17 protein-coding genes are annotated in these 15903 nt (G+C 56.4%); 8 read left to right on the top strand and 9 right to left on the bottom strand.

What is annotated here, in order from left to right; all coding sequences use genetic code 11:
• Nucleotides 1-66: 66 nt before the first annotated feature.
• The 6 genes from HUO07_RS12810 to parS form a co-directional block, all read right to left on the bottom strand.
• Nucleotides 67-987 carry a metal ABC transporter permease gene (locus HUO07_RS12810; protein ID WP_101146822.1) on the bottom strand — a complete coding sequence of 307 codons (921 nt, stop codon included), beginning with the start codon at nt 985-987 and terminating at the stop codon, nt 67-69.
• Nucleotides 984-2090 (bottom strand): metal ABC transporter permease, encoded by a 1107-nt coding sequence (locus HUO07_RS12805; RefSeq protein WP_176303897.1) that lies wholly within the window; start codon nt 2088-2090, stop codon nt 984-986. The genes HUO07_RS12810 and HUO07_RS12805 overlap by 4 nt, the downstream gene beginning before the upstream one ends.
• Before the next feature lie 3 nt (nt 2091-2093).
• Nucleotides 2094-2876 (bottom strand): metal ABC transporter ATP-binding protein, encoded by a 783-nt coding sequence (locus HUO07_RS12800; RefSeq protein WP_101146820.1) that lies wholly within the window; start codon nt 2874-2876, stop codon nt 2094-2096.
• A gap of 23 nt (nt 2877-2899) precedes the next feature.
• Nucleotides 2900-3868 (bottom strand): metal ABC transporter solute-binding protein, Zn/Mn family, encoded by a 969-nt coding sequence (locus HUO07_RS12795; protein ID WP_176303896.1) that lies wholly within the window; start codon nt 3866-3868, stop codon nt 2900-2902.
• Nucleotides 3869-4110: 242 nt separating this feature from the next.
• Nucleotides 4111-4575 carry an RES family NAD+ phosphorylase gene (locus HUO07_RS12790; protein WP_176303895.1) on the bottom strand — a complete coding sequence of 155 codons (465 nt, stop codon included), beginning with the start codon at nt 4573-4575 and terminating at the stop codon, nt 4111-4113.
• A complete protein-coding gene (gene parS, locus HUO07_RS12785; RefSeq protein WP_176303894.1) occupies nt 4572-5021 on the bottom strand; it encodes a type II RES/Xre toxin-antitoxin system antitoxin in 450 nt (149 codons plus the stop codon). Before parS ends, HUO07_RS12790 begins: the two co-directional genes overlap by 4 nt.
• A 260-nt stretch (nt 5022-5281) precedes the next feature.
• On the opposite strand from parS, the gene HUO07_RS12780 reads away from it, so the two are divergent.
• The 7 genes from HUO07_RS12780 (at nt 5282) to ureG (ending at nt 10930) form a co-directional block, all read left to right on the top strand.
• Nucleotides 5282-6166: an urease accessory protein UreD gene (locus tag HUO07_RS12780; protein ID WP_176303893.1), complete on the top strand. Its 885-nt coding sequence runs from the start codon at nt 5282-5284 to the stop codon at nt 6164-6166.
• Between the two features lie 27 nt (nt 6167-6193).
• The gene (locus HUO07_RS12775; RefSeq protein ID WP_022521353.1) at nt 6194-6496 is read left to right on the top strand and encodes an urease subunit gamma; all 303 of its coding nucleotides are present in this window, start codon (nt 6194-6196) and stop codon (nt 6494-6496) included.
• Between the two features lie 103 nt (nt 6497-6599).
• A complete protein-coding gene (locus HUO07_RS12770) occupies nt 6600-6911 on the top strand; it encodes an urease subunit beta (RefSeq protein ID WP_176303892.1) in 312 nt (103 codons plus the stop codon).
• 174 nt (nt 6912-7085) lie between these two features.
• Complete coding sequence (ureC, locus tag HUO07_RS12765; RefSeq protein ID WP_176303891.1) at nt 7086-8801, top strand: urease subunit alpha; 1716 nt, start codon at nt 7086-7088, stop codon at nt 8799-8801.
• Nucleotides 8802-8949: 148 nt separating this feature from the next.
• Complete coding sequence (gene ureE, locus HUO07_RS12760) at nt 8950-9495, top strand: urease accessory protein UreE (protein ID WP_176303890.1); 546 nt, start codon at nt 8950-8952, stop codon at nt 9493-9495.
• Nucleotides 9461-10228: an urease accessory protein UreF gene (locus HUO07_RS12755; protein WP_422822695.1), complete on the top strand. Its 768-nt coding sequence runs from the start codon at nt 9461-9463 to the stop codon at nt 10226-10228. The genes ureE and HUO07_RS12755 overlap by 35 nt, the downstream gene beginning before the upstream one ends.
• Before the next feature lie 45 nt (nt 10229-10273).
• Nucleotides 10274-10930, top strand: coding sequence for an urease accessory protein UreG (gene ureG / locus HUO07_RS12750; RefSeq protein WP_176303889.1), 657 nt, complete (start codon nt 10274-10276; stop codon nt 10928-10930).
• A 60-nt stretch (nt 10931-10990) separates the two neighbouring features.
• Here the strand turns inward: ureG and HUO07_RS12745 are convergent, their stop codons facing one another.
• From HUO07_RS12745 to HUO07_RS12735, 3 genes are all read right to left on the bottom strand, one after another.
• Nucleotides 10991-12856, bottom strand: a complete 1866-nt coding sequence (locus HUO07_RS12745; RefSeq protein ID WP_176303888.1) for a TRAP transporter large permease — start codon at nt 12854-12856, stop codon at nt 10991-10993.
• Between the two features lie 81 nt (nt 12857-12937).
• Nucleotides 12938-13930 carry a TRAP transporter substrate-binding protein gene (locus tag HUO07_RS12740; protein WP_176303887.1) on the bottom strand — a complete coding sequence of 331 codons (993 nt, stop codon included), beginning with the start codon at nt 13928-13930 and terminating at the stop codon, nt 12938-12940.
• Between the two features lie 83 nt (nt 13931-14013).
• On the bottom strand, nt 14014-14778 hold the full coding sequence (locus HUO07_RS12735; protein WP_176303886.1) for an SDR family oxidoreductase: 765 nt from the start codon (nt 14776-14778) through the stop codon (nt 14014-14016).
• Between the two features lie 335 nt (nt 14779-15113).
• Here HUO07_RS12735 and HUO07_RS12730 point away from each other — a divergent pair, with 335 nt between their 5' ends.
• Nucleotides 15114-15821, top strand: a complete 708-nt coding sequence (locus tag HUO07_RS12730) for a GntR family transcriptional regulator (RefSeq protein WP_176303885.1) — start codon at nt 15114-15116, stop codon at nt 15819-15821.
• Nucleotides 15822-15903 lie beyond the last annotated feature (82 nt).

Genomic DNA, 15903 nt, shown 5'->3' with positions numbered 1-15903 from the left:
CAAGCGTTTGTCGAAAGGCGGTCGCTTTTTTGCGCGCAGATGAGCCGTGTTTCCAAAAGCTGGGCTTCAAATGCTGGGCGGCGGCTCCATCGGCGCCTGACGTGCCCGTTGGCGTTTGACCAGTTGGGTAATTACGCCGTAGCGTGGCCCTGCCAGAAAGGCGAGGATCAGGAATACGCCGGTCATGACGGCCATCATGCCGCCAATGGAGACGTTGAGATACACGGCGAGGTAGTAGCCAGAAATACTCGAGGCGATAGAAATTAGCGCACCGATGATAAACATCATCCACAGCCGGTCGGTCAGCAAATAGGCGGCGGAGGCGGGAACAATGGCAAAGGCGATAAACAGCACCGCGCCTACCGCATCAAAGGCCGCCACGGCAGTGGAGCTTGTTAGCATGAGCAGCACATAGAAAAGAATCGAGGGCATAAAACCGAACGTTTTGGCCAGCGCCGGATCGAAGGTGGCCAGCTTCAGCTCCTTATAAAAGAGCCCGATAAACGCGTAGTTGAGCACCGTCATCACACTCATCGATACCAGCGCCTGGGGGATGGGCAGGCCGAAGATGTCGAGGGTATCCAGCCAGACAAAACCGATCTCACCGAGCAGCACAGTATGCGTGTCGATATGCACATCATTGGCATAAATATTCAATAGCAGCACGCCGATCGAGAATAGTGCCGGGAAGACCAGCCCGATAGCGGTATCCTGCTTGACCCGTTTGGTGCTCGCTAAGGCTTCGGTGAGCAGGACGGTCAACAGCCCGGTGAGGGCGGCCCCGATCAATTGTACCGGCCCGCTCTGCTGCTTGGTCAGCAGCCAGACGATAACGATGCCAAACACAATCGAATGGCTGATTGCGTCGGATAACATGCTGTTGCCGCGCAGCACTAAAAAGGTGCCCACCGCCGAGGAGGCGATGCCTACCATCGCGCCCACTAGCATAATGGGCAGGGCAGTTGTGGTCAGTAGCTCTGCCATCATGATGCTAATTCCTCAAAGGCCGCGACCACTCTTCTAGCCTCCGCCTGGCCCTGTGCCGTTAGCCCCCAGCCGTCGTCGCTTGGGGTGGCACCGCGTAGAGAGCGGGTTAGGTAGCCTTGCTGCTTAAGTTTGTGGAACATCCGGCGTGACCCAAGTGTTGGGGAAGCGCGTGAGGGATCGGCCGAGTGTTTGTACAGCGCATAAAGTAGCTGCTGTTGCTGCAGCGCTGACTTCTGGCGATAGTGCTTTATCATGCCCCATAGCAGGCCACGGCCGGGTGCCAATGCCAACGATATAAGCACGATGGCGGTTGCGGTAAGGACAATCAGCGGGCCGGTTGCCAAGCCACGCGACAGGGTGCTGATGGTCGCCCCTGAAACACCACTGACAATACCGACGCCTGCGGCGATGGTGAGCATGCCGCCTAGGTGGCGGCTCCACTGTCGCGCGGCGGCCGCGGGTGCCACGATCATGGCGGCCATCAATATCACCCCGACCATCTGCAGGCCGACCACGACCGCTAGCGCAACCATAGCGGTGAGCGATGCTTCAATCACGGTGGTAGGCATACCGAGCGTGCGAGCGTACTCCGCATCAAAGGTGACCAGCTTGGCCTGTTTCCAGAAGGCGGCAAGCAGCAGCAGCGTGACCAGCGTAATGCTGCCCATCACCCATAAATCAGAGCGCAGCGTCGCGGCGGCCTGGCCGAACAGAAAGGCCTCAAGACCACCTTGGGAGGCGTTATTGGTGCCCTGGATATAGGTGAGCAGCACAATGCCCACGGCAAAAAAGATACTCAGGCAGGCGCCCAGACCTGCGTCGGTTTTGAGGCGGCTCAAACGCGTCAGCATCAGCATAATCAGCGCGGCGGCGGAACCGGTGATTAGCGAGCCAATAATGATCCCGCCAATATCGCGGCTACCGGTGATGATAAAGCTTAAGCAGATGCCGGGAAGGGCGGCGTGGGAGATTGCGTCTCCCAGCAGGCTTTGGCGACGCAGCACCGCAAAACAGCCCAGCGGGCCGCTAATCAGCCCCAGCAGTGAGGCGCCAATGACGACATTCTGAAAGGTGTAGTCAGATAAAAGCTCAAGCCACGCCATGGGTTACTTCACCTTTGAGGCGGAAAACATTAACGATTCATTGTCATCAAGTAGCGCGATTTGGCCGCCGTAAGCTTGGCGCAGGTGATCGATCTTGAACACCTCCTCGGCCTTGCCGCTGGCGATGACCCGCACGTTGAGTAGCAGTAGCCAGTCAAAGTAGGTGCGAACCGTTTGCAGATCATGGTGGACGACAATCAGCGTCTTGCCCGCATCGCGCAGGCGGCGCAGGATATCGATAATGGCCCGCTCGGTGGTGGCATCGACGCCCGCCATGGGTTCATCAAGAAAATACACATCGGCTTGCTGCACCAGCGCACGGGCTAAAAATACGCGCTGCTGCTGGCCTCCTGAGAGTTGGCTGATCTGGCGCTCAGCAAAGGCACTCATACCGACCATCTCAAGTGCTTCCTGCGCCTCATGGCGCTCTTTGCGCCCCGGTCTTTTGAGCCAACCTAAACGCCCGTAAAGCCCCATGGTGACCACATCCAGTGCAGTGGTGGGAAAATCCCAGTCAACGCTTGAGCGCTGGGGCACGTAGCCCACCCGTTTACGCTGCGTGGCGTAAGGTCGCCCATGCACCATCACCTCTCCTGACAGCGACGGCACCAGCCCCAGCAGGCTTTTAATCAACGTGCTCTTGCCCGCCCCGTTAGGGCCAACAATGCCCGCCATTACACCGGCGGGGATATCCAGATCGATATCCCAAAGCACGGGCTGGTTATGGTAGCTCACCGTCAGGTTTTTAATGCTCAGAGCGGTGTCTGTAAGGTCGGATGTCGCCATGGATGCACTGCCTTATCGAATGCTTATTGAGCGAGTTGCCACTCGCTGGCCCAGTCATCCAGTGCCTTTGGCAGCGGCGCCAAGGAACCGCCTAGCGCCTCGACAATGTGCTGGGTGTTACGGTAGATCATGCCCATATAGGTACCATCTACCGTGCCTTCATCGCCCATGGCGTCGGAATAAAGCTGGCCGCCGATGGTCACTTCATGGCCGCGCTGCCTTGCGGCATCGATCACTGCCTGAATGGTACGCGGGTTGATCGTGCTCTCGATAAATACCGCGGGCACGTTATTTGCAACGACGCTATCCGCCATGCTGCGAATATCGGCGATCCCGGTTTCGGTTTCGGTACTGATGCCCTGAATCCCTTCTACCTCAATGTCATAGGCACGGCCAAAGTAGCTGAAAGCGTCGTGGGCGGTGACGAGAATACGCTGCTCTTCGGGAATGCTGGCAATGCTCTCTTTAACCCACTCATGCAAGGCTAGTAACTGAGCTTGATAACGCTCGGTATTGGTTTCAATCGTCGTGGCGCACTCAGGGCGTGCTTCGCTAAATGCATCGCTCAGGGTGGGCAGTGTTTGGGCCCATAAAGAGACATCCATCCACAGGTGAGGGTCGACCCCGTAGACATCCTGAGCGGTGATCAACGACGTCGGATCAATGGAAGCGGGCGCCACGGCAAGCGTGGGTGTTCGTGCCGAGAAATTCTCCAGCACGCTCCCCAGCTGTCCTTCCAATGAGTAGCCTGAATAGAGAATGTGTTCGGCGCCCCGCAGCAAGGCCACGTCGCTAGCGCTTGCCTGATACAGATGGGGGTCTACGCCGGGGCCCATCATGGCTTCCACATTAACGCATTCGCCGCCTACTTCCTGCGCTACATCTGCAATCATCCCAATCGTTGCCACCACGTTTAAGGGCGTTTCATCGGCAGTTGCCAATGCACTTAAAGGAAGCGTTCCCAATAGAATCACGGCATATTTTGTTGCCATTATGTAGCTCCAGACTCGTCATGAGGTAGATGGGTTAAAATTGCTTTGTGTAAACTGATTGTCCTAATGAAAGAAGTATAGCATTGGCTAAGTTTGTGACGCTATTCATGCAATGTCAAGCGGATAACAGACGCTGAGGTGAGCTGAAAAGGGTATCTGAGTATTGTGGGAATAAACGTAAGACGGGCTATTAACGCGCCTTTGGAATCTGCTAAGAACGGTTTAAGTTACCCACACCCGGTTCAAAGTCTTGGATCGGGTTGGAAAGGCAGCGGCTCGGCTGTTGCTATGGCTTGCTCGAATAAGGGGTGGGCCGGGTTGAGCATGTAGTTAAGCTCTCTCGGCACCACCACACTGGGCAGCGCCAGCGCTAAACTCTGGCCAGATGCCAGCCAGCCATCGCCTAGATCAGCCGTTTCAGCAGGCGCGGGCGCTTCCTGCCAGTTTTCGGGTAAATCCTCTACGCCAACGCTGAGAATGCTCTCGGTGGGTAGCGTCAGGCGCAGTAGCGCATAGGCGTTGAGCAGTCGATAGCTTTCCAGATGCACCATGATTTCCAGCAGCGCCAACGACTCGGAGCTTGCCACATACACACAGGCATTGCCTGGGCTGTTCCAACGCCCTCCGTAAAGCCGTGCACCCTCGCCATCAAACGCGCTCTCCTGAAACTTGCGCTTCACTAGCCGGTAAGCGGTGACCTCGCTCATACCGACACCCCGTGCTCCAACCGCCCGATCAGGTTCAGTACCGTTTGATACTCCGCCGAGGTGGCACTCATTTCGACGGGGCGACGTCCTCCTAGCCCGGCATTGGGTTTGAGCAGCCATGCACGGGCACCCTCCGTGTCACCCTCGAACAGGTCCAGCGCCGCCTTGAACAACTCGGCAAAGCGATATAACCGGTCGCTTTCCGCCATCTTGAAGCGGCCTGACTTGGCACGGCGGCTCAGCGTGGCAGAAGGGATATCCACATAGCGTGCCAACGCTTTCTGCTCAATACCTGACACCTTGGCAAGCTGGGGGTAAACACGATATTCGACGCCTGCATGTAGTAATTCATGCAGCTTACGGCCGCGAGCAGGAAGACCAACCTGCTGCCAGAATCCGGACGCCAAAGCTTTGGGTGGCTGATATTGAGTGAAATGGATATCCATAGTGTTTTCCATTTGATGTCTTTTTATCTATCAAATGATATACAGGTTGATGACACATTCGTCAAGAGCACGAATAGTGGCGCCCTTGCATGGTGCCTTTTAGTGCAGATGCGCACTTTTTTGGTGCGTTTTTCAGTTTGTGCCGCTAACAAAACGCGGCTTTTGTTCGATGAAAGGCGCTGCTCAGCGCCTTTCACCATTTTGGCGCATTAATTGCACTAGTTAGCTAATGGCTTACTGAAAGGAAGCGATAGCTAATTATGATGCTATGCGATATCGCAAAATCTCCCCTTGCCTCTGGCCACCGCTTTGACCAAGGCCGCCACTGGGCGGCATCGTTAGATCTGCGGTTTGCCCAGCGCGACGGCGTTACCCGCATGGTACAGGCGCGCCACCAAGGCCCGTTGCGGGTGCAACGGCCCTTCTACCCAGAAGGCCGGAGTGAGGCGTGCCATGTGTACGTGCTTCACCCACCGGGCGGGCTGGTGAGCGGCGACGCGCTCACCATTAGCGCTCATGTCGCGGGCGGTGCCCATGCGCTACTCACAACGCCTGCTGCCAATAAACTCTACAAAGCTGACAGCCAGGGCGTGGCGTGGACTCAGCACACCCGGTTAAGCGTTGAAGATGGCGCCACTCTGGAGTGGCTGCCCCAGGAGACCATCGCCTTCGATGGCTCGAAAGGCGAGCAGCGTACCCATATCGAGCTGCATGGCAGCGCCCGCTGCCTGGGCTGGGAAGTGATGGCGCTAGGCCGCCCCGCTAGCGATTTACCTTACGTTTCAGGCCGCATTGAACAACACTTCCGTTTAACCCTGGACGGCAAGCCGCTGTGGTTAGAGCGCCAACCGTTAGACCCACTACACCCACGCTTTGCTGGGCGCTGGGGGCAGGGTGGCGCCACAGTGCAGGCCACGCTCTGGGCGGTAGGCATTGAAGATGCACCTGCGGCGATTGAAGCGTTGCGTGAAGCGCTACCGGATAACGCACGTTGGGCGGTGACCATTCGTCATGGCGTGCTGCTATTACGCTACTTGGGTAACTCGCGTAATGAAGCCTGGGCATTATGCGAGCAGGCTTGGCAACTTTTGCGCCCCCTGTGGATTGAGCGAGACGCCCACACACCGCGTATTTGGTTAACCTAATCGAATAGATTGCTGGAGAAACGCCCTATGGAATTAACCCCGAGAGATAAAGACAAGCTGCTGCTGTTCTCAGCCGCCCAACTGGCGGAGCGCCGCAAAGCACGTGGTTTAAAGCTTAATTACCCCGAAGCGGTAGCGCTGATCAGCTTTGAAATTATGGAAGGTGCCCGGGATGGCCGCAGCGTGGCCGATTTAATGAGTTATGGCCGCGAGATACTCAGCCGCGAGGACGTGATGGACGGCGTTGCCGAAATGGTCGACGAGGTGCAGGTGGAAGCCACTTTCCCCGACGGCACCAAGCTGGTCACTGTCCATACGCCTATTGTGTGAGGGGTGAGAAGTGAATGGTTAGGGGTGAATAGTAAGTGGTGAAGAGCGGTGTTACTCCTCACACCTAACGCCTCACTCCTCACAAGAACGAAGGAGCAAGTTGATGATTCCCGGTGAGTACAAGTTAAAAGAAGGTGAGATTGAGCTGTGCGCGGGGCGCGAGCGGATTAGCGTCGAAGTGGCCAATACCGGTGACCGACCCATTCAGATTGGCTCCCACTACCACTTTGCCGAAGCCAATCCCGCGCTGGTGTTTGATCGCGCTAAAACCCGTGGTTTTCGCCTGGACGTAGCCGCTGGCACCGCTATTCGCTTTGAGCCTGGCCAAACCCGTGAAGTCACGCTGATTCCATTCGTCGGTAAGCGCGAAATTTACGGCTTCCGTGGCGATGTGATGGGCGCGCTGGATAGTTAATGACAAGCGTTTAAAGTGTCTAACGAAAGGCTATCGGGCGCCGACAAGGGCATCGCTCAAGGGACTGTCTGCGGCATGGATGCCGCAGTCAAGCGTACAGGGATGTATTAACAGCGTGTCCCATGAGTGATGGTCTCCCCGGCGTCGGGCTCCATCTTTGAGGAGAGTCAGAACATGAAATCGGTTAACAAGATCAGTCGGCAAGCCTACGCCGATATGTACGGCCCCACGGTGGGCGACCGCGTGCGCCTGGGCGATACCGAGCTGTGGATCGAAGTCGAGAAAGACGCCACCCACTACGGTGATGAAGTGAAGTTCGGCGGTGGTAAAGTCATCCGCGACGGCATGGGCCAAAGCCAGCGCGCTGACGACACGGTCATGGATACCGTCATCACCAACGCGCTGATTCTGGATTGGTGGGGCATCGTCAAAGCCGATGTCGGTATCCAGAACGGCCGTATTGCCGCGATTGGCAAGGCGGGCAACCCAGACGTACAGCCCGATGTGGAGATCGTGATTGGCCCCGGCACCGAAATCATTTCCGGCGAAGGGAAGATACTGACTGCAGGCGGCATCGATTCCCACATCCACTTTATCTGCCCCCAGCAGATCGAAGAAGCGCTGATGAGCGGCGTGACCACCATGCTCGGCGGCGGCACCGGCCCAGCGACTGGCTCCAACGCCACCACCTGCACGCCAGGTTCCTGGCATATCGGCAAAATGCTCCAGGCGGTGGACGACATGCCGATGAATATCGGCTTTCTGGGCAAGGGCAACGCCAGCCTGCCCGAATCCCTGGAGCTTCAGCTCAAAGCAGGCGCCATGGGACTCAAGCTGCACGAAGACTGGGGCACCACGCCAGCCTCGATCAATAACTGTCTCAACGTGGCCGATGCCTACGATGTGCAGGTGGCGATTCACACCGACACCCTGAATGAGTCGGGCTTTGTGGAAGACACTCTGGCCGCGTTCAAAGAGCGCTGCATCCACACCTACCACACCGAAGGCGCGGGCGGCGGTCACGCACCGGATATTCTCACCGCCTGCTCGAAAGCCTACGTGCTGCCGTCGTCCACCAATCCGACACGGCCCTACACGGTTAACACCATCGACGAGCACCTCGACATGCTGATGGTGTGTCACCACCTCGACCCCAATATCCCCGAAGATGTGGCCTTCGCCGACTCACGCATTCGCCGCGAAACCATCGCCGCCGAGGATATCCTGCACGACTTAGGCGTGATTTCGATGATCGCCTCGGATTCCCAGGCCATGGGGCGGGTCGGTGAAGTGGTCTGCCGCACCTGGCAAACGGCGCATAAAATGAAGGTGCAGCGCGGCCTGCTGCCGGAAGATGAAGCGATGGGCGCTGACAATCTGCGCGCCAAGCGCTATATCGCCAAGTACACCATCAATCCGGCGATCACTCACGGCATCGCTCACGAAGTGGGCTCCATCGAAGTCGGTAAACTGGCGGATCTGGTACTGTGGAAACCGGCCTTCTTTGGTGTGAAACCAGCGATGATGATCAAAGGCGGCATGATTGCGGCAGCGCCCATGGGCGACCCCAATGCTTCGATTCCCACGCCGCAGCCGGTGCATTACCGCTACATGTTCGGCGCCTTTGGCCGCGCAGCGAGCCAAACCCGGCTCAGCTTTGTCAGCCAGGCCGCGCTGGATGCAGGCATAAAAGAGACCTTGGGGCTAAACAGCGAACTGGCGGCGTGTAAAAACGTGCGGCAAGTACGCAAACAGGATATGAAGCTCAACGACGCCTGCCCAGAACTAACCGTCGACCCGCAAACCTACGAAGTGCGCTGCGACGGTGAAATTTTAACCTGCGAGCCCGCCACCGAACTCCCGCTGGCTCAGCGGTATCATTTGTTTTGAATGAGCCATTATCCGGGGCGCCGGGGGTAGGCCTACGAGAGGGCGCTGTGAATACATCCGTGTACGCTACTTTTGCCATCCCTGGCAAAAGACCCTCTCTACGGCCTACCCCCGGCACAGCCGCACCCAGCGAGAAAGGATACTATTCATGCTAAAACTAATAGAACGTTTAGGGCCAGTAGAGGAGAGCGCCGCTAGCGACACGCTGACGCTGCCCTTTGAGCTGCGCATTCGTGGGCGCTTAAAAGCGCAAAGCGATAGCGGCCGCGAGCTGGGCCTGTTTCTTGATCGCGGCCCGGTGCTGCGCAGCGGTGAAGGCCTGAAAGCCGAAAGCGGCGAAGTGGTGCGTGTCTGTGCCGCCGTTGAACCGGTGGTTACCGCGCGAGTGAGTACTGGCTTACCGCTGGCGCGGCTCGCCTACCACTTGGGCAATCGCCACGTTCAGCTGGCGCTGGGGGAAGATGAAAAGGGCGGCTGGGTGCGCTTCCCGCCGGATCACGTGCTGGAAGAGCTCGCCGAGCTGCTGGGTGCCGAACTAGAGCATCACAACGCCACCTTCGACCCAGAGCCAGGCGCTTATAACCAAGTGGGCGGCGGGCATTCGCATTCCCACGGTCATGGCCATTCGCACGACCATTCACACGATCACGATCACGATCATGACCACCCGCATGAGCATCACCATGCACACTGAGCTTAACGCATTAGAAAGCCAAAGCGACGAACTAGCGCTGCTGGGGCTGATGCAGTTGGTGAGCCCCGCGCTGCCGATTGGCGCCTTCGCCTTCTCCCAAGGCCTGGAAAGCGCCTTCGAGCTGGACTGGGTACGCGATGAAGCGAGCCTTGCCGAGTGGTTAAGCGGCGTGCTGGAAGATGGTTTAACCCGCTGCGAGCTTCCCGTGCTGGCGCGATTGCATCAGGCGTTTGGCCAAGCCGACAGCGAAACGGCCAGCGCAACCGTCGCCACATGGGATGAGTGGCTGGCCGCCACCCGGGAAACCGCCGAGCTGGCCGCTGAAGACAGCCGCCTAGGCGCCTCGCTTAAACGCTTGTTGAGCAGCTTGGATTTATTACCAAGCGATCAGCAACTGCCAAGTGAAGACTCACTAACGCCTTTGCTCCCGCATCAAGCAGGCTATGTGACGCTGTTTGCCTACACGGCTCACTTGCGTGGCGTGTCCGTGCGCCAAACCCTGCTGGGCTTTGCCTGGGCGTGGTTAGAGAACCAGTTGGCAGTGGCCTGTAAAGCGCTTCCGCTGGGCCATACCGCTGCTCAGCGCGTGATTGAGCAACTGCGCCCAGCGCTAGTGGATGCCGTCAATCAGGCGTTAACGCTGGAAGATGACGAGCTAGGCCCAGTGCTGCCCGGCCTGGCACTGGCCAGCGCCTTGCATGAAACGCAATATTCGCGCCTGTTTAGAAGTTAAAAAGCTCATAAATTGAAAAGCTTAGAAGTTAACGAGGAGAGAACGATGACTCACTGTTTACGCGTTGGTGTGGGTGGCCCGGTAGGCTCCGGTAAAACCGCGCTGCTCAAGCAACTCTGTTTAGCGCTGCGTGACTACTACGATATCGCCGTGGTCACCAACGATATCTATACCCGAGAAGACGCCGATTTTCTGCTCAAGCACGATGCCCTCCCAGCGGATCGTATTCTGGGCGTGGAAACCGGCGGCTGCCCGCATACGGCCATTCGTGAAGATGCCTCGATGAACCTGGCCGCCATTGATGAGCTGCAGGCGCGCCACCCGAAGCTGGAACTGGTCATGGTGGAGTCGGGCGGCGACAATCTCTCGGCCACCTTCAGCCCCGAGCTTTCCGACCTGACGCTCTACGTGATCGACGTATCCGCAGGCGATAAAATCCCCCGTAAAGGCGGGCCGGGCATCACCAAGTCAGACCTGCTGATTATCAACAAGATCGATATCGCCGAGTATGTGCACGCGTCACTAGACGTGATGGAACGCGACTCGAAGAAAATGCGTGGCGAACGCCCCTTCGTATTTACCAACCTATATGACGGGGTCGGGCTTGAAGAGATCATCCGCTTTATTCTCGATAAAGGAATGCTGGATGAACGGCGCCCGCAGGCTGATAAAGCGGCTGCCGTGAGTACAGGGGCAATTTAGTAAGTCCGCGATGCACAAAGGCCGCCAAATGTTTGGCGGCCTTTGTTGTTTAGCGGCTTATTATTCCAACAGATTCCACAGGCCAATGGTGAGTGCGGGGAACATGCACAGTAGCAGGACGATCACCATGGTCGCAGCGATGAAAGGTACCGCCGCACGGAACACGGCGGAAGGCGATACCTTGGCGATCTGCGATGTGATAAATACCAACAGCCCCACGGGTGGCGATATCCCCCCTAGCTGTAAGGTAATAATCATCACGATCCCCAATTGCACCGGGTCGACGCCAGCATTGGTCATCATCGGTAAAAACAGGGGAGCGATGATCAGCATCGCTGGTGTCAGGTCGAGAAACATGCCGGCCACGGCAAGGACCACTAAAAGGATGATGAACAACCCGAACTGACTGTCGGCCGCCGTGCCTGCCCAGCCGACTATTTCCTGGGGTACCTGCTCAGCAATCAATATCCATGCGAACGGTACCGAGGCTGCGATCAAAAAACCGACCAGCGCGGCGTCCGTCCCGCACTCAACGAAGGAGCGGTAAAACTGCTTCCAGTCGTACGCTTTGAATACCAGTTTGCCAAGCACGAACGTCCAGAGCAACGCCACAACACCCGCCTCGGTGGCGGTAATAACCCCAAAGCGGATCCCGCCAAGTACACCGACGGTGATCACCAGCACCGGCAGCGCCCGCACGAAGGTATGCCAGATCGTCGCCATTGGCGCGCGTGCGGTAGCTGTCTGGTACTGACGTCGCACGGAGATCCAATAAGCGACCAGCATCAACGCACCGGCGGCCATCAGTGCAGGCACGATACCGGCCATGAACAGGCGGGCGATAGAAACGTTGGCGACCGAGGCATAGACCAACATGGCGATGGCTGGAGGTACCACGTTGGGCAGAATAGCTGATGAGGCGGTGACCGCGCAGGAGAACGCTGGCGAGTAGCCGCGTTTGACCATCTCAGGCACTAGGATTTTGGTGCTGCTGGCCGCATCGGCACTCGAAGAGCCTGAGATACCGCCAACCATCAGGCTGTTGAGGATGTTGACGTGGGCCAGGCCGCCGCGCAGGTGGCCGACCAAGCTTGTGGCGAAATCAATTAAGCGAGTCGAAAGCCCACCAAGGTTAAGTAGGTAACCGGTAGATAGAAAGAAGGGAATCGCTAGCAGGATGAACTTAGTCGAGCCGGTGACCATGTTCTGAACCACCGCTGGCGCCGGCAGAATAAACGAGGCCGAACTGGCCAGAAACACCCCGAACATCAACGAAAACGATACCGGTACACCAACCCCGAGTGCCAGAAAGAAAACCACCAGCATGATCAGGCTCGGTGAGACGCCCTGTAAGGGCCCCAATAGGCCTTGATCCAGCCCTGCATAGATCAAGCCAGCGATGACTATCGCCGCCAAGTTGCGGATCAGAATACCTGTATTGTCAGCGTCGCGAGCGAGCAGAAAAACCAGCGCGATGACACCGGAAATGGGAATGACGGCGTACTTGATAGCCGTAGGCCATTGTAAGCTGGCGCTGGTGCCACCCACCATGTCGGCTAGTTGGTAGCCACCGAAAAACATCATGATCAGTGTCAGCGAAAGGATAAGAATCTGGGTGAAACCCAGTACACCGGCGAGCCAGGCGGGCAGATCTTTAGGTAGAAAGTCACCCGCAACATGGCGCTGTTGGCGTACCCCTAACGCCGCGCCGAGAAAGATTAACCAAGTAAAACACCATATCGCGAACTCTTCGGTCCACGAAAAGGAGTCGTTAAAAACATAGCGAGAAACGACACCGGCGAGCACCGCCAGGGTCATGGCCAGCAAAATGCCAAAGACGAGGAAACGCACCAGGCTTTCCAGCCCGGTGGCGGCGCGGCCGATGCCCAGTGATGAGGTTGCAAGGGAAAAACGGTAGGCAGACATCCGATACGCTCCAGAAGGGCGGCGCCAGTGAAGACGCAACAAACACTCGGCCCCACCGTAGCGGTGGGGCCGACAGGGTTGTTATTCCGCGTTTTCGATCAGCGAAACAAGTGCTTCGCCATTCGGGATTTTTTCAACGTACTCATCGCGGATCGGCTTCATAGCTTCTTGCCATGGCCCTTTGTCTTCGATTTCGATGATCGTTGCACCGTCTGCAACGGTTTCATCCAGTGCCGCCTGGTCGTCACTCTTACGCATGGCGGGTAGCTCTGCCTGAACCTCCAGTGCCGCCTCAGTGATCACCTCCTGGTAGTCGTCAGGCAGACGCTCCCACCAGTTCTGTGACACTACCCAGGTACCCATGGCGAAGATGTGATCGGTTTTCACATAGTACGGAGCCACTTCATAGAAGCGGTTGGTCAGATAGTTAGTCGCAGTGTTATCAAAGAAGTCGATAACCCCCGTCTGCATGGAGTTATAGATTTCAGGTGCGGGAACTGGCGTTGGGTTGGCGCCAGCTGCTTTCCAGGCGTCGACGTGCAACGGGCTCTGGATGACGCGCATCTTCTTGCCCTGGATGTCGTCAATCGAATCAATCGGGAAACTGCTCATCAACTGACGGATACCATTGACGGAGAAGCCAAGCAGGTGGAACCCCTGCTCTTCAAAGTTGGCCGAGAGTTCTTCGGTCAATGGTTCGCTGAGCGCAGTTGCCTGTTCTTCGCCATCGATCAAATAAGGCAGATCGAGCACTTGAACCTCGGGAATCCAAGAGGTCAGTACAGAGCTGGTGATGATGCCCATCTGTACCGAGCCCAGCCGGATGCCTTCGGCAGATTCGCTTTCTCCGCCCAGCACGCTGTTAGCGAACAGCTGGATATCAACATTATTATCTGTGCGTTCACGCACTAGGTCGGCAAACTGCTGCGCCGCTACATATTTAGTATTGCCTTCCGGCACATCGAGCGAGAGCTTGGCATTGTAATCTGCTGCTAGAACGGACGTGCTGCTGATGGCGAGCGCCAATGCCGTCAGCACAGCGGGTGTTGTGGTTAAAGCGTGTTTAATTTGCATGAGCCTAATCCTTGTATGTTGTTATATAGGTCGTTCATCCGGTCATACCGGTGTGGTTGTCTTTCTCGGGTTTTAAATTGCCGTTAAAGAACGGCCAGCATGCCGCCGTCGACGTAAATGATCTGGCCATTTACGTAGCTCGACGCCGGGGATGCCAGATAGACCACCGTGCCGACGAGATCCTCGGGAACACCCCAGCGCTTGGAAGGGGTGCGGCCAACGATCCAGTCATTGAATTTCGGATCATCGACCAGTGGCTGGGTCATCTCCGTGATCATGTAGCCTGGGCCGATGGCATTGGTCTGAATGTTATGTTCAGCCCACTCCGCAGCCATGGATTGGGTCAACAAACGCACGCCGCCCTTGGACGCCGTATAAGCGCCCACGGTTGGGCGTGCGACTGAGCTCATCAGTGAGCCGATATTGATGATTTTGCCGCCCTTTCCGCGCGCAATCATTTGACGGGCAACGTTGCGACCCAGCAGGAAGGTGCTGCTCAGGTTCGTGTTGATCACGGTGTCCCACTGGTCGCGTTCGAGCTCGACCAACGGGCGGCGAAGCTGCATGCCAGCGTTATTGACCAGGATGTCGATAGTCACGCCATCGGCATCAAGCGCTGCCAGCGCCTGCTCAATGGCAGCTTCGTCGGTAATATCGAACGATGTGGTCAATACGCTATGCCCTTCCTCGGAAAGGGCATCACGCGCTGCTTCGAGTTTGTCGCGATTACGACCATGAATAATGATTTGAGCGCCCGACTGAGCCAATCCGCGGGCCATTGCGAGCCCCAGCCCACCCGATGAACCGGTAATAAGTGCCGTGCGGCCCGTTAGATCGAACAAGGTCATCTTTCTCACCTCTTGTATCATTGTTGTGTGAAAAGAATTTTAGGGTTTAGCTACTTTCTAGAGTGAATTAAGCGTTTTTTTGAAGGCTATTAACGTTGCGGCGAAAGCTACAAGTAAGCAGCGTTAAAGATATGTTAGTCACAAGACTCTGCTTCCACCTTTATTGAAAACTTATTTTTTAAGGAAACATTAAATAAACAATCAAGTGATGCGCTACTTAAGCGTTATTGACGTATCCATCACATGTGTTCTGATTAGAAATATATTGGTATATACCTTGATATACCATGATACTTATGTCTAATAAGGCACTAATTTATCGGGATTAAAAAATAATGGTCAATAAAACATCGTCTTACGGGATGTCCCAAGGAGAACAGGCTTACGAGAGAATTGAGTCATTAATTGCTCACATGGAGCTCAAGCCCGGTGAGACCATGACAATGGCCGACTTACAGGAGCGGGTGTCGCTGGGCCGCACCCCCGTGCTTGAAGCGATTCGCAAGCTTTCGGACGACACCCTTTTGGAAGTACGCGCTGGGCGCGGGGTAAAGATTACGCCCATTGACTTGCATCGCGAGCGCCGGTTGTTAAGAATTCGGCGCGACATTGAGAGTTTTGTCGTTGAGCTGGCCATTGATAACGCCAGTGGTCTGGTAAGAAGTCAGCTGAACCAACTAGCCCGCATGCTTCGAGAATTAAAGTCAGGCAGTGATATTCGCCCCTTCAATGAGCTCGATAAGCGGATGGATCAATTACTGTTGGAGGCTGCCGACGAACCGTTTGTGGAACGGACATTGCGGCCACTTCACACGACGTTTCGGCGGTTGGGGTATCTTTATCAGAGCCACCTGGGGAGCGAGCGCACCGTGCAGGAAAATATCCAGATGCACATCGATATGCTCGATGCGATCATTGAGCGTGACACTCCTAATGCATTAAAAGCGACGCATTTGCTGATGGATTTTATGGAAGAGATGTTCGTGCCGCTTGAGCGGGACCTTGCCCCTTCTTATCTTGATATTAATATTAAGCCCTTTTGATTTGAGGGCTTTTTGCCACGTCGTTTGGCTGTCTTTTTACCATCACGCCAAGCACGCGCAGGGAGCGTCAGCCGCCCCAGGT

The organism is Vreelandella maris, assembly GCF_013371085.1.
Classification (GTDB): Bacteria; Pseudomonadota; Gammaproteobacteria; order Pseudomonadales; family Halomonadaceae; genus Vreelandella; species Vreelandella maris.
This window is presented reverse-complemented; position numbering and strand designations above follow the sequence as displayed.

Excerpts from the sequence above, each read along its gene's own strand:
- ureG (WP_176303889.1), top strand. The coding sequence starts at position 10,274 with ATGACTCACTGTTTACGCGTTGGTGTGGGTGGCCCGGTAGGCTCCGGT.
- parS (WP_176303894.1), bottom strand. The coding sequence starts at position 5,021 with ATGGATATCCATTTCACTCAATATCAGCCACCCAAAGCTTTGGCGTCC.
- HUO07_RS12745 (WP_176303888.1), bottom strand. The coding sequence starts at position 12,856 with ATGTCTGCCTACCGTTTTTCCCTTGCAACCTCATCACTGGGCATCGGC.
- HUO07_RS12735 (WP_176303886.1), bottom strand. The coding sequence starts at position 14,778 with ATGACCTTGTTCGATCTAACGGGCCGCACGGCACTTATTACCGGTTCA.
- HUO07_RS12800 (WP_101146820.1), bottom strand. The coding sequence starts at position 2,876 with ATGGCGACATCCGACCTTACAGACACCGCTCTGAGCATTAAAAACCTG.
- HUO07_RS12775 (WP_022521353.1), top strand. The coding sequence starts at position 6,194 with ATGGAATTAACCCCGAGAGATAAAGACAAGCTGCTGCTGTTCTCAGCC.
- ureC (WP_176303891.1), top strand. The coding sequence starts at position 7,086 with ATGAAATCGGTTAACAAGATCAGTCGGCAAGCCTACGCCGATATGTAC.
- HUO07_RS12805 (WP_176303897.1), bottom strand. The coding sequence starts at position 2,090 with ATGGCGTGGCTTGAGCTTTTATCTGACTACACCTTTCAGAATGTCGTC.
- HUO07_RS12730 (WP_176303885.1), top strand. The coding sequence starts at position 15,114 with ATGGTCAATAAAACATCGTCTTACGGGATGTCCCAAGGAGAACAGGCT.
- HUO07_RS12740 (WP_176303887.1), bottom strand. The coding sequence starts at position 13,930 with ATGCAAATTAAACACGCTTTAACCACAACACCCGCTGTGCTGACGGCA.
- HUO07_RS12790 (WP_176303895.1), bottom strand. The coding sequence starts at position 4,575 with ATGAGCGAGGTCACCGCTTACCGGCTAGTGAAGCGCAAGTTTCAGGAG.
- HUO07_RS12795 (WP_176303896.1), bottom strand. The coding sequence starts at position 3,868 with ATGGCAACAAAATATGCCGTGATTCTATTGGGAACGCTTCCTTTAAGT.
- ureE (WP_176303890.1), top strand. The coding sequence starts at position 8,950 with ATGCTAAAACTAATAGAACGTTTAGGGCCAGTAGAGGAGAGCGCCGCT.
- HUO07_RS12770 (WP_176303892.1), top strand. The coding sequence starts at position 6,600 with ATGATTCCCGGTGAGTACAAGTTAAAAGAAGGTGAGATTGAGCTGTGC.
- HUO07_RS12755 (WP_422822695.1), top strand. The coding sequence starts at position 9,461 with ATGACCACCCGCATGAGCATCACCATGCACACTGAGCTTAACGCATTA.
- HUO07_RS12810 (WP_101146822.1), bottom strand. The coding sequence starts at position 987 with ATGATGGCAGAGCTACTGACCACAACTGCCCTGCCCATTATGCTAGTG.
- HUO07_RS12780 (WP_176303893.1), top strand. The coding sequence starts at position 5,282 with ATGATGCTATGCGATATCGCAAAATCTCCCCTTGCCTCTGGCCACCGC.